Here is a 12178-nt window from a genome sequence, read left to right as displayed (position 1 = left end):
CTGATTTATGAGTTTTCAGGTGCGATGGTTATTTCTGCTTATGGGACTTCTCGATAGCTTCCCACAGACCGTTTAAATAGGTGGCGCCTAAAGCTCTGTCGTACAGTCCGTATCCGGGCATGGCCACTTCATCCCAGATCATACGTCCGTGATCGGGACGGATGGGACCGTCAAAACCAATATCATAAAGAGCCAGCATGATCTCGTACATATCGAAGGTTCCATCGCTGGACAGATGTGCAGCCTCCTCAAAATCAGTAGGAGAGTTGAACTTCAGGTTTCTGACATGGGCGAAATGAATGCGGCCTTTCAGGGAGCGGATCATATCTGGCAGATCATTTTCCAGGTTGGTGCCGTAGGAACCGGAACAAAAGGTAACGCCATTGTGAGGGTTATCCACCATCTTCATCATACGCAGGATATTCTGCTTGTTGATGATGATACGGGGCAGTCCGAAAACACTCCACGCAGGATCGTCAGGGTGGATCGCCATGTTAATGTTGTATTTATCACAGGTGGGCATGATACGCTCCAGAAAATATTTCAGGTTGGCAAAAAGCTTTTCATCATCCACATCTTTGTACATTTCGAACAGTTCTTTGACATGAGCCATACGCTCAGGCTCCCAGCCGGGCATTACAGTGCCGTTCATATCGCCGGCAATGGATTCGAACATTTTGGCCGGATCAATAGCGTCTACAGCAGCCTGGTTGTAAGCAAGGACTGTAGAACCGTCGGGACGCATTCTGGCAAGTTCGGTGCGTGTCCAGTCAAAGACCGGCATGAAATTGTAGCATACCATATGGATGCCTGCCTGGCCGAGCCGCTCCAGGGTAGTGATATAATTCTCTATATATTGTTCACGGTCGGGAGAACCGATCTTGATGGCATCGTGAATGTTGACACTCTCGATACCGGCCAGTTGTAAGCCGGCAGCTTCAATCTCAGTCTTTAGGGCCAGGATGTCATCCATTTCCCAGACTTCTCCGGGAGCGGTGCCGTAGAGAGTGGAGATGACTCCGGTGACACCGGGAATCTGACGGATCTGTTTTAAGGTAACCGTGTCGTACTTGCTGCCATACCAGCGTAATGTCATTTGCATAATAGAAATCCTCCTTGTAGGGAATGCTTTGGTTTCGTTTTTTGCTGTCTTAAGCATAACAGAATGGTAAATGCATTAAAACTGCATGAATTGCTTGAAATAGTGCAAAAATTGCTATATAGTAAGACAGGGGATATAAACCATGGAAAATAAAAACTGAACAGAATGATACAGGAGAGAAAATGGATGGTCGTGAACAGAAAAAGCAGCCTGCGCTGCCGGGATGCGGCGGACGAACGGCAATATATGTTGAGCGGTGACTATGAGGTCTATGAGAAGGTAGGGGAGCCTGTCGGAGCGGTGTCGTTCCATTATCATGATTTTTATGAGCTGATCTATATTATAGAGGGGGAATTTTCTTCCCTGATCGAGGACCGGGCGGTGCGGATGCGGAAGGGAGATTTCCTGCTGATCGATAAAAATGTCATGCACAAATATCATCCCACGGAGAAGAAAATGGATTCGTCCCGCCGGATCATTTTGTGGATCAGTGATCAGATGCTGCGGGAGCTGGCGGCGGGAGAGCCGTTTCTTGCAGAATGCTTCTGGGGAGCGGGGCCGAAACTGTATCATTTCCCCATTTATTATGAGGAAATTTTGCGTGGATTTCTGCTAAAGCTTGCTATGTCGGAGATCTTAGAGGGGGATGATGTCCAGAACTGCGGAATCCGTAAGGTCATGGACAGAGGCAATTTGAGCCTGTTTTTTGGGTATCTGAATGTGTTGTGTAAACGGGAGGAATATTTGTCTTCCACACAGGAGATCGTGGATCATCCTCTGGTGGAGCAGGTGACCGGCTACATCGAGACCCATCTCAGCCAGGAGATCACAGTGGAGGAAGTGGCGGAGGCCGTGCACATGAGTAAGTATCATTTTCTGCGGAAATTCAAGGAGATCACCGGCATGACGGTGCATAACTTTATTGTGAACAAGCGGATCATTTCCGCCTGCCAGGCCATGGCGGAGGGGAAGAACATTACTGAGAGCTGGCAGCAGACCGGCTTTGCGGATTACTCCTCTTTCCTGCGGAATTTCCGGAAAATCTATGGCATTTCCCCAAAAGAGTACCGGGAAAATAACCGCAGCTTGATTATTTCCCAGTAAAGAGGTCGATTGCCGGGGCACCGGCAGCATGAAACAGAATGTGGAAAAATAGGATTTTAATTATGTTAAGTAAGCTCATTTAATGCAAAAAATATCATAATATGTTATACTGTATCTGTTATGCGCTGAGCACTGAATGAAGAGAACAAATGATAGAAGAACATAGGGATGTTATGATGGAAAATTATCAGGAAAAGTATAAAAAAGAATTACACCAGCAGGAGATCAACTCAAATATACACACACTAAAAGGCTTTTTCTGGATTTTTGTGACTATTCTGCTCCTCTGGCTGTTGACATTAGTGAGAATCTTTATTGTGGATTCCAGAATCTTTACCATGGCAGCAGGGGTGTCGGCGGTGATGGGAATTCCTGTTTTATACATTTATAAAAAGGTGGATCTGTCAAAGCATTGGGTAAAGTATGTGTTTTTGACACTGATCTGTATGATATCGGCAGTCATTGCGGCATTTTTGTCATTCCATGCGGTGCTTATCTATGTGTTGCCGTTGCTTTTGGCGGTACAGTACCGGGAAAGGATGACACTGTGGGTTACTTATGTCGTGAATGATGTGACTATGACACTGAGTATGCTGGCAGGGTTTTATCATGGAATCTGTGATCTGAATCTTCTGCTTGGCAGTAATCATACCAGAGACTGGTATATGGAGCAGTGGGGGGCAGGAACACTGCAGTTTAGTCTGGAACCTGATCCTGTATTTACCATTTTGTTCTACGGAGCCTTGCCACGGGCAGTGATCCTTCTGGCATTTACCTTTATTTTGCGGTATATCAGCATTACCAGCCACGAGGATGCACAGAGGATTGCCGACCTGACATATCGTAAGGAGACTGATCTGGGAACCCATGTGTATAATAAGAACAAATATGAGGAAATGATTGCTGACTATTATCTGGGGGTTGACAGACTGGCTGCCATTTTCTGGGATGTGAATAATCTGAAATATGTTAACGACCAATATGGACATGCTGCAGGGGATGTGCTGATCCAGACGTTGTCTTCCGTATTATATGAATTATCCACTGACAGGAGGAAGGTTTATCGTGTGGGTGGAGATGAGTTCGTCATGCTGATAGAGAATCCGGTAGAAACAGAGATCGAGTCAATGGTAGAGTCTGTCAGTGCTGCATTGCAGGAGAAAAACAGTCAGGGCGAGATGCCGTTCTCCAGTGCTGTGGGCTGGGCAGAAGGCTGTGGTATGGATGTCCGTAAGATCATCAATGAAGCGGATGCAAAGATGTATGAGAATAAGACGCGTGGAAAGGAATGCAGAAAATAGGATGGCAAACTGGGTAAGTGCAGGCTGCGGTGTCATTGCAAATGAGCTGGCGCAGGCTATGGAAAAAAGAGGACAGAAGCTGTATGGTGTCGTGAACCGGACACAGGAGAAGGCAGTGGCCTTTGCGGAAAAATACGGTGTGCAGAAGGTGTTTACGAGCTTTCAGGATGTATGTGCGGATCCTGCGGTGGATATCATTTATATTTCCACACCTCATAACACTCACATTCACTTTCTGCGGAAAGCGCTGGCAGCCGGCAAGCATGTGCTGTGCGAAAAATCCATTACGCTGAATTCCGAAGAACTGGAAGAGGCAGTGCAGCTGGCGAAGGAGCATGGTGTGGTGCTGGCGGAAGCTATGACTATCTATCATATGCCGATTTATAAGGAGTTGAAAAAACGCATGGATGCCGGAAAATTCGGAGAATTGCGTGTGATACAGATGAATTTCGGAAGTTATAAGGAATACGATATGAAGAACCGGTTCTTCAACCGGAATCTGGCCGGAGGAGCACTGCTGGACATCGGTGTGTATGCCCTTTCCTTTGTCAGAATGTTCTTAAATTCCTGCCCGGATCAGATTACTTCGCAGGTGAAGATTGCACCTACCGGTGTGGACGAGCAGGCGGGAATACTTCTGATGAACCGGGAGCAGGAGATGGCAACGGTCACATTGTCCCTGCATGCCAAGCAGCCCAAACGGGGCATGATCTCTTTTGACAAGGCTTACGTGGAAATGTATGAGTATCCCAGAGGGCAGAAAGCAGTGATCACGTACACGGAAGACGGACACACCGAGGAAATTGTGGCGGGAGCTACGGCAGACGCACTGGGATACGAGGTGGAGGATATGGAACAGGCCATCGCCGGACATCCGGAATTAATGAAGCTTGAGCTTACCGAGGATGTTATGAAAATGATGACCCGGATCCGAAAAGACTGGGGACTGACTTATCCAGAGGAAGAGCATGCCACGGAAAAAATCTGAGGAGCAGCCCTGATGCAGTTCCTGACAGGCTCCATGATCTCTGTGGTGATCTGTGTGGCAGCCTTTGTATGGATGAAAAAACACCCGGGAAAGCTGACTTCCGGGTGCTTTATCTTATCTCGCTAAACTTAGAAGAAGTTTTTGCAGCGCATAAGAGTCACCATCCATAACTGTAAAGCGGGCTTTTTTTGGTGGCTCATCTGCGGAACCGGAAGAGGTGGCGGTGTGCAGGTAACAGCAGTCGATCCCCGCAGCTATAGCACCTGCCAGATCACTGGTGCGTTCGTTGCCGGTCATCAGACAGGTGGTGAAATCTAATCCGTAGCGGTCAAACAGGATCTGAAAAAAAGCGGGATCCGGCTTGCAGCACCCCTCGTCAGAGGAGATAAGGATACCGTCGAACAGATCCCAGAGTCCCAGCGAGCGCAGCTCGTATTCGGTGAAGATCCGCTGGGCATTGGACAGGAGGTAGATCCCACAGCCTTTTGCATGGAGCTGCTGCAGTGTGCCGATCGTGGCGGGATAGCATTGTAAAATATTGAGGGATTCGATCCGGAAGAACTGACCGGTAGCGGTCAGAAGAGCCTCTGTGGGTTGGATCCCTTTTTCGACATAAAGAGTTCGAAAAATATCTGCGGCGCAGATCTCCGGACAGGTGTAAGATGAGGGAACCTTGCGGGCAGCCGTTTCCAGCTGGCGATATCTGTTCCTCAGTTCCCTCCCCGTATAGGAAGCACCCTGGAAGGAATAGAACAGCGCAAGCCTTTTCCAGAGGGAAGTTTTATTTTCATTAGTGTGGATGTCTACTAAGGTGCCGTAGAGATCAAAGATAAAATTATGATACATGGAAGACCTCATTTCTTGTGGTGAAAAACCTTATTCCAGGGAAAATCAGGACGGCTCTTTTCTCAAGCGGAGGCAGAGCCGATAGATATAGTATAGCATTTCTTGCATTTTTCAACAATTAAAAATATAATGATACCAGGGTTAAAAGGTCTAAGCTCACACGAGCTTGCTCATAAGTGGGTGAAAGACCTTTTGACTCCGACGGAACTATTCAGAACCATGAAATTATGAAGCTTTTGTACCGCTGGATAAAGAAAACAGGAGCGACCGGCGGTATGCAGGGAGAGTACCGATGATACGAAATACTGGTCCGGGGAAGAGACTTCTGGCAGCAGGGATTGTACTTATACTAGGCATGACCGGCTGTGGAACAGACAATGAATTATCTCTGACAGGGACGGAAGAGACAGGAATAGAAGTAATGGCCACGGTGGATTTCACAGAAGAGGCTGCCACCGGGGAGAATGCACCGGATGTCACGGATGGGGATGCCGCCGGAGATGCAGAGCAGACTACGGCGGACCGCATGGCGGGACGGACGAAGGTAAAGGGAATCTACGTCACCGGCCCGAAGGCTGGCAGTGGCGGAATGGAAGATCTGATCCGCCTGGTGGATGAGACGGAACTGAATGCCATGGTCATCGACGTGAAAAACGACGAGGGAAATTTGACGTTCCGGCTGACTAATGAGGAGATTCCACAGGACATTCCCGTGCTGGACCGGATATCCGAAATGCAGGCCGGAATACGTTACATCCGGGACATTCAGACAATGATGCAGGAATTGAAAGATCATAATATATATACCATTGCGCGGATCGTATGCTTTAAGGATCCCATTCTGGCGGCGGCACAGCCGGAACTGGCACTGACGAAGCCGGACGGTAAGCCGGTGACAGATGCCAATGGACTGGCCTGGGTAAATCCCTACAGGCAGGAGGTCTGGGAATATCTGACAGAGCTTGCGGAGATGGCGGCAGATCTGGGTTTTGATGAGATCCAGTATGATTATGTGCGATTCCCGGTAGGTTCGGATGCCGATGCGGCAGATTACGGTGTGGATATGGAAGCCTATCCGAAGCGGCAGGCTATACAGGATTTTCTCTCCTATGCGGGAGACAGACTTCACGAAAAGGGCTGTGTGGTCACGGCAGATGTCTTCGGCACTATTATCGGCAGCGAGACGGATGTGCAGACCGTAGGGCAGGATTACACGGCACTGGGACAGACAGTGGATGCCATCAGCCCTATGGTATATCCCTCTCATTATGCTAACGGTGTGTTTGGTCTGAAGGTGCCGGATGCCCATCCTTACGAAACGGTATCGGCCGCCATGCAGGGGTCTGCAGAAGAATTGCAGGAGATTCCGGAAGCGGAGAGGGCTGTAGTACGGCCATGGCTGCAGGCATTTACCGCAACCTGGGTTCCGGGACATATTTCCTACAACGGAACACAGATCAGAGAACAGATCCAGGCAGTCTACGATGCGGGATATGAAGAATGGATCTTGTGGAATGCAACGAACCGCTATTCTCCGGATGGATTACTTGCCGCAGGAGAAGAGAAGCAATAGCGGCAGAAGCTGGCTTTATAACAAATCCGGGCAGGAGCACAGGCCAGGAGCCCGGTCTGATAGGAGCATAAGATGAAAGTAGTCAATAAGATCATGATAGGAATTGCAGTGTTGTGTCTGCTGTTGTGTGGCGGAATCCTGGTATTCGCATTGAACCCCAATATGACCAGTTCTCTGGCGCAGAAACTGTATGGCAATACAGTGGATATACCCCTTGGGACCGAAGAGACCGGGGAAGGACAGACTTCCGGGAATGGAAATATCAGTGTGACGCTTCCTAATGGTATGCCGGGGGAAATGAACGGCTACGTGGCGCCGTCCATGGATCAGATGCAGATTCCGGAGGATGTCAGCGGCAGGACAGGATTTACTCCCGTGCAGCCGGAAGAACAGCAGATTCCGGATCAGGAAGCACAGAATCTGAAGGAAACATTAGGTTCCGGAGAAACGGGAGAGGGGCTGTCATTTTCCGCAGAGGAGTATCCGTATTATCAGATGTTGTCGGAGAATCAGCAGTCCGTATACCGGCAGATTTATGCCAACGCACAGAACCTGACGGAAAAGTTTGCACCGGAGAAGACCGTGTCTGCCAGTGATGTAAAGACAGCGTTTGAGGCGGTGATCGGTGATCATCCGGAAATGTTCTGGCTGGAGACGGGTTATTCCAGCAAATATCTGACCAACGGGCAATGCGTGGAGATCGATTTAAAATATAACAGTACGGCAGATGATCTGGAGAGCGCAAAGCAAAGATTTGATGCGGCGGCACAGAATCTGATTACCGGGGCAGCGTCCCTTGACAGCAATTATGAAAAAGAGAAATATGTGCATGATGCACTGGCATCGGCAGTGACCTATGATCTGACAGCGGATATGAACCAGAGTGCTTACAGTGCACTGGTGAATGGGAAGAGCGTGTGTGCCGGTTATGCCAGAGCTTATCAGTATCTGTTACAGCAGCTGGGAATTCCCTGTTATTACTGCACCGGTTATTCCGGTGGGGATCATGCCTGGAATATCGTAAAGCTGGAGGATGGTTATTACAATGTGGATGTGACCTGGGATGACGCAGCGGCCATCCGATATGACTATTTTAACAAGACGGATGCAGATTTTGCCTCCACCCATGTAAGACAGAATCTGTCGGTGTATCTGCCGGCCTGCAACGGTACCGCTTACAGACAGGAAAATACCACAGGGGCAGCGGGTACCGGTCAGCCGTCTGAAGCAGGCGGAGCCACACCGGATCCGGACGCAGGCACCACGCCCTCCGGCGGTCAGACAGACGGGAGCGTTACAGATCCCGGACAGCAGGGAGACGGTACGCAGGAACCGGAGCAGCCTGGCAGCTCTCTCAGTGATTATATCAATCCGGATCCTCAGGAGCCGTTGCGTTATCCCTCCGGCAATACCGCAGGCTCTGCAGGCAATACCACAGCTGCCGCTACGCCGGAGCCCAGAGCCGATGCGCTGACGGATTTAAGTTCCTATTATGAAGACTGCAGGAAGCAGCTGACCGGCCTGGGAAGTGGTGACCAGCATTTTGACAATGTTGTGCCTAAGAGCCTGTGGAGTACCATTGAGCAATCCTATCATACCGGAGCCTACGAGCAGGGATATGTGGTGGATGTGTTGAAAAATCTCGGTATGGAGTATTTTGCAATACAGCTGCAGCTGGTGGATATCGGAGACGGATATTACAGAGTGTATCATAACGTTGTGACCTATTAGGAAACAGATAAGAAACACTGGTATCGAAAGGTATCGGTGTTTTTAAATCATAGAAATAAAAATAAGAATCATTACTAATATTATTGACAGATAATTCCAACTGTGTTATCATCAGGATAAAGAAAATAAGAAATGTTAAGCAAATAAAATATGGTAGATAAGAGATACTAAAAAGGAAGCGAAACAGGCTGAAGGAGAAAAGGAGAGAATATAATGAATAAGAAGGCAATGCACAAATTAAGTTATGGATTATATATCGTAACGACGAAAGATGGAGAGAAAGCAAACGGTTGTATCGTCAATACTGCGATTCAGGCGGCATCCACTCCGAATCAGCTCTGCATATGCATCAATAAGGCAAATTATACCCATGATATGGTGTTAAAGACCGGCGTGTTCAACGTATCGGTGCTTAGTAAGACAGCACTATTCCCTCTATATCAGCGCTTTGGTTTCCAATCCGGCCGGGAAGTGGACAAATTCGCAGACTACACAGCGTATAAAAATGCGGAGAATGGCGTGCCCTACATCATAGAAGGCACAAATGCTTATCTGGCGGTAAAGGTCAGTCAGACCGTGGATCTGGGATCCCACACCATGTTCATTGGTGAAGTGACAGAGATGGAAGTGTTAAGCGAGGAGCCATCGGCAAACTATGAGTACTATCAAGAAGAGGTAAAGCCGAAGCCGGAGGAAGTGGGAAAAACCGCAGACGGCCAGACGGTATGGCGCTGCACCATCTGCGGTTACGAATACGTGGGCGAGGAACTGCCGGAAGATTTTATCTGTCCGCTGTGCAAACACCCAGCTTCCGATTTTGAAAAGGTGATCAAAAATTAATCCAGTGGTTTTAATAAGGTGAAATGACTGCGCTGTGTCCGGAGGATGCCAAGCTTTGTGAGCTTGCCCAGCTCTGCGGACATGGCGCTTCTTTCTACCCCGAGATAATCCGCCAGCTCCTGCCGGTTGAAAGGGATGGTAAAATCGTTGCTCCTTTTCAATTTTGCCTGATCGATAAGATAGGCCATCAGTTTTTCCCGGGTGGTCTTACGGGAGATATATTTGATCTTCTGATTCAGATACATATTTTTCTGCGCTACGATTCCTAGGAGATTGCGTATCAGGGTATGATGGAAAGTGCAGCTGTTGTCGCAGGTGTTTAACAGTGTTTTCCCATTTAGGAACATCACTGTACAGTCCTCTGCTGCCACAATATCCACGGGAAGATATGGAATTCCTGCACAGGCAAAAGCCTCGCCGAACAGAGAATCACGGGAGATGGAGGCTGTGATATTGCGGTTGCCGTAGTAATCGTCCTGCAAAACATGGATGGAGCCAGTCTCAATGATGCCGATAAAATCCGCGGGATCTCCGGCATGTTTGATATATTCATCCTTACGATAGGATTTTGTATAGGCATTCAGACGCTTCAGCATAACAGGGATATCTTCGGGTAAAATATTTTGAAAAAGAGTGCTAGTCATAATGAATTCTCCTTTTGTTGGAAAATCAACATACTTGATGGGATGATTCTAGTATAATCACCTCAGAAAGTCAAGGAGAGCTCTGGTGGGAGCATGCCGGGCAGGCACAATAACGATGTGTTTAAGAAAGGATGGACAACGATGTATAAAAATATCGACAAGCAGACCAAATTAACTCTGAAGGAGCTGGTGGAATACCAGGAGGGCCAGGTAGTCAGCAAGACTCTGGTACAGAACGATTATGTGAGCATGACAATCTTTTCCTTTGACAAGGGCGAGGAGATATCTACCCATGCAGCAGGCGGAGATGCCATGGTGACCGTTCTGGAAGGCAAGGGCAGATTTACCGTGGGCGATGAGGTATTCTATGTGGAAGAGGGCGAGACACTGATCATGCCCAAGGATATTCCTCACGCAGTATACGGTGAAGAGAGATTCAAGATGCAGCTGACCGTATCTTTCTAAATTATAAGTCGTGCTGTATATACCGCTTGTGTGGAACTAATATTCATGCAGGCGGTATTTTTTTGCCCTTTGTGTTCAGAATTTTAGCGCTGGAGCTAGGCGAGAACATGATGGTGCCCATAGGTTGGACTGGTTCACTATCGGTTCTTTTTATGAGGCCATTGGTCATAAGCTGGAAGTAGAAGCGCTGCTTACGATTAATCGCAGGGCGGTGGAGAAGATGATTTTGTATGCGAAGAAAATAATGATTTTGTTGGAAAAACAACATAACAACCGGCTTAAGTCTGTTATGGTATTCGAAGAGACAAAGAGAACAGCAAAATTAAGGAGGCAACATGATTCGAAAAATCATTCATATTGATGAAGAAAAATGCAATGGCTGCGGTATTTGTGCCACAGCATGTCATGAAGGTGCCATAGATATTATTGATGGCAAGGCAAAATTGGTCAGGGAGCATTTCTGCGACGGCTTCGGTGACTGCTTGCCGGGGTGTCCCACGGGAGCCATCACCTTCGAAGAGCGGGAGGCGCCGGCCTATGATGAGGCGGCAGTAAAGCAGGCACAGCAGCTGAAACAACAGGAAAAGATGCAACGGGAAGGTATGCAGATTCCCCATGGAGGATGCCCAGGAAGCAGAATGCGTCAGATGAACCGGACGGAGAACGCAGAAATTGTGGCAGAGAGTAGTGCGACAATGAAATCCCAGTTGTGTAACTGGCCGGTCCAGATCAAACTGGCACCTTTGCAGGCACCGTATTTTGACGGGGCAAAACTGCTCATCGCGGCAGATTGTACCGCTTATGCATATGCGAATTTTCATAAGGAATTCATTCGCGGCAAAGTGACGCTGATCGGCTGTCCGAAGCTGGATGCAGTGAATTACAGCGAGAAGCTGACGGAGATTCTGCGGAACAACGACATTCAGTCCGTGACCATCGTGCGCATGGAAGTGCCCTGCTGCGGAGGACTGGAAATGGCGGCAAAGAAGGCTATACAGGACAGCGGAAAGTTCCTGCCCTGGCAGGTAGTGACCATCTCCATTGACGGAGAAATTATGGAATAATCAGGATTGCCTGTACGGAAAGCAGGCATCTGAAAAATGGAGGTTTGTAGGAAAATGCAGGGAGACAGAATCATCAGCGCCCTGATCGGGCTGGTGGGAGCCATGTCTAATAATGGCAAAACAGAGCGGACGGACAGTGTGGTCCGGGAAGCATTTCTGCGGTTGACAGACGGCGATAGCGAAGAAGAGACAGTCCAGAAGATTCATGCGGAGAAATTCGCCATTGCACCGGACTGCGCTAACTGTCTCAACCCCTGTGGCAATACTTCAGATTACGATATGGCGCAATTTTACGCAGCAGATGTGAAGATCATCGCGGCAAAGCGGGATCTGATTGAGGCTATTTGTAAAAAAATGAGTTCATCGGAGCTCATTCCGGAAACAGTGTATCAGGGAATTGCCTATCTGGGCTATGATCTGGAGCCGAAGGCTTATGCGCAGATACAGCAGAAGATTATGTGCTATGATTTGATTCAATAAATTGAGAGTTAGCGAAATAATCCCGTAGCCCTTGGCAGGG

General features: G+C 48.3%; 12 protein-coding genes. 9 read left to right on the top strand and 3 right to left on the bottom strand.

The features are described 5' to 3' along the window. Positions 1–28 precede the first annotated feature (28 nt). The gene (uxuA, locus tag DW835_RS05665) at positions 29–1102 is read right to left on the bottom strand and encodes a mannonate dehydratase (RefSeq protein WP_022313440.1); all 1074 of its coding nucleotides are present in this window, start codon (positions 1100–1102) and stop codon (positions 29–31) included. A 186-nt stretch (positions 1103–1288) separates the two neighbouring features. Between uxuA and DW835_RS05660 the strand changes: the two genes are divergently transcribed. From DW835_RS05660 to DW835_RS05650, 3 genes are all read left to right on the top strand, one after another. Next, positions 1289–2206 carry an AraC family transcriptional regulator gene (locus DW835_RS05660; protein ID WP_182430254.1) on the top strand — a complete coding sequence of 306 codons (918 nt, stop codon included), beginning with the start codon at positions 1289–1291 and terminating at the stop codon, positions 2204–2206. A 149-nt stretch (positions 2207–2355) separates the two neighbouring features. After that, a complete protein-coding gene (locus DW835_RS05655) occupies positions 2356–3507 on the top strand; it encodes a GGDEF domain-containing protein (protein WP_243037061.1) in 1152 nt (383 codons plus the stop codon). 1 nt (position 3508) lies between these two features. Further along, positions 3509–4495, top strand: coding sequence for a Gfo/Idh/MocA family oxidoreductase (locus DW835_RS05650; protein WP_118730816.1), 987 nt, complete (start codon positions 3509–3511; stop codon positions 4493–4495). Between the two features lie 114 nt (positions 4496–4609). On the opposite strand, the gene DW835_RS05645 is transcribed toward DW835_RS05650, so the two are convergent. Continuing rightward, complete coding sequence (locus tag DW835_RS05645) at positions 4610–5341, bottom strand: HAD family hydrolase (protein WP_182427037.1); 732 nt, start codon at positions 5339–5341, stop codon at positions 4610–4612. 292 nt (positions 5342–5633) lie between these two features. On the opposite strand from DW835_RS05645, the gene DW835_RS05640 reads away from it, so the two are divergent. The 3 genes from DW835_RS05640 to DW835_RS05630 all read left to right on the top strand — a co-directional run bounded on the left by DW835_RS05640 (position 5634) and on the right by DW835_RS05630 (position 9485). Continuing rightward, the gene (locus DW835_RS05640; protein WP_118502851.1) at positions 5634–6914 is read left to right on the top strand and encodes a putative glycoside hydrolase; all 1281 of its coding nucleotides are present in this window, start codon (positions 5634–5636) and stop codon (positions 6912–6914) included. 72 nt (positions 6915–6986) lie between these two features. Continuing rightward, the gene (locus DW835_RS05635) at positions 6987–8645 is read left to right on the top strand and encodes a transglutaminase domain-containing protein (RefSeq protein ID WP_118730815.1); all 1659 of its coding nucleotides are present in this window, start codon (positions 6987–6989) and stop codon (positions 8643–8645) included. Between the two features lie 213 nt (positions 8646–8858). Beyond that, entirely contained in the window at positions 8859–9485 is a 627-nt protein-coding gene (locus tag DW835_RS05630) for a flavin reductase (RefSeq protein WP_117465071.1), read from the top strand. Here the strand turns inward: DW835_RS05630 and DW835_RS05625 are convergent. Next, on the bottom strand, positions 9482–10129 hold the full coding sequence (locus tag DW835_RS05625; RefSeq protein WP_118730814.1) for a Crp/Fnr family transcriptional regulator: 648 nt from the start codon (positions 10127–10129) through the stop codon (positions 9482–9484). The genes DW835_RS05630 and DW835_RS05625 overlap by 4 nt on opposite strands. Before the next feature lie 141 nt (positions 10130–10270). Between DW835_RS05625 and DW835_RS05620 the strand changes: the two genes are divergently transcribed. The 3 genes from DW835_RS05620 to DW835_RS05605 all read left to right on the top strand — a co-directional run bounded on the left by DW835_RS05620 (position 10271) and on the right by DW835_RS05605 (position 12138). Next, positions 10271–10594 (top strand): cupin domain-containing protein, encoded by a 324-nt coding sequence (locus DW835_RS05620; RefSeq protein ID WP_118538123.1) that lies wholly within the window; start codon positions 10271–10273, stop codon positions 10592–10594. 335 nt (positions 10595–10929) lie between these two features. Beyond that, entirely contained in the window at positions 10930–11658 is a 729-nt protein-coding gene (locus DW835_RS05610; protein WP_118502844.1) for a 4Fe-4S binding protein, read from the top strand. 54 nt (positions 11659–11712) lie between these two features. Further along, positions 11713–12138: a hypothetical protein gene (locus tag DW835_RS05605; RefSeq protein WP_118668269.1), complete on the top strand. Its 426-nt coding sequence runs from the start codon at positions 11713–11715 to the stop codon at positions 12136–12138. The last annotated feature ends 40 nt before the right edge of the window (positions 12139–12178 follow it).

It is taken from the genome of Clostridium sp. AM34-9AC (genome assembly GCF_003480225.1).
Taxonomy (GTDB): domain Bacteria; phylum Bacillota; class Clostridia; order Lachnospirales; family Lachnospiraceae; genus Acetatifactor; species Acetatifactor acetigignens.
This window is presented reverse-complemented; position numbering and strand designations above follow the sequence as displayed.

Coding starts and splice junctions, on each gene's coding strand:
- uxuA (WP_022313440.1), bottom strand. CDS start 1,102: ATGCAAATGACATTACGCTGGTATGGCAGCAAGTACGACACGGTTACC.
- DW835_RS05660 (WP_182430254.1), top strand. CDS start 1,289: ATGGTCGTGAACAGAAAAAGCAGCCTGCGCTGCCGGGATGCGGCGGAC.
- DW835_RS05655 (WP_243037061.1), top strand. CDS start 2,356: ATGATAGAAGAACATAGGGATGTTATGATGGAAAATTATCAGGAAAAG.
- DW835_RS05650 (WP_118730816.1), top strand. CDS start 3,509: ATGGCAAACTGGGTAAGTGCAGGCTGCGGTGTCATTGCAAATGAGCTG.
- DW835_RS05645 (WP_182427037.1), bottom strand. CDS start 5,341: ATGTATCATAATTTTATCTTTGATCTCTACGGCACCTTAGTAGACATC.
- DW835_RS05640 (WP_118502851.1), top strand. CDS start 5,634: ATGATACGAAATACTGGTCCGGGGAAGAGACTTCTGGCAGCAGGGATT.
- DW835_RS05635 (WP_118730815.1), top strand. CDS start 6,987: ATGAAAGTAGTCAATAAGATCATGATAGGAATTGCAGTGTTGTGTCTG.
- DW835_RS05630 (WP_117465071.1), top strand. CDS start 8,859: ATGAATAAGAAGGCAATGCACAAATTAAGTTATGGATTATATATCGTA.
- DW835_RS05625 (WP_118730814.1), bottom strand. CDS start 10,129: ATGACTAGCACTCTTTTTCAAAATATTTTACCCGAAGATATCCCTGTT.
- DW835_RS05620 (WP_118538123.1), top strand. CDS start 10,271: ATGTATAAAAATATCGACAAGCAGACCAAATTAACTCTGAAGGAGCTG.
- DW835_RS05610 (WP_118502844.1), top strand. CDS start 10,930: ATGATTCGAAAAATCATTCATATTGATGAAGAAAAATGCAATGGCTGC.
- DW835_RS05605 (WP_118668269.1), top strand. CDS start 11,713: ATGCAGGGAGACAGAATCATCAGCGCCCTGATCGGGCTGGTGGGAGCC.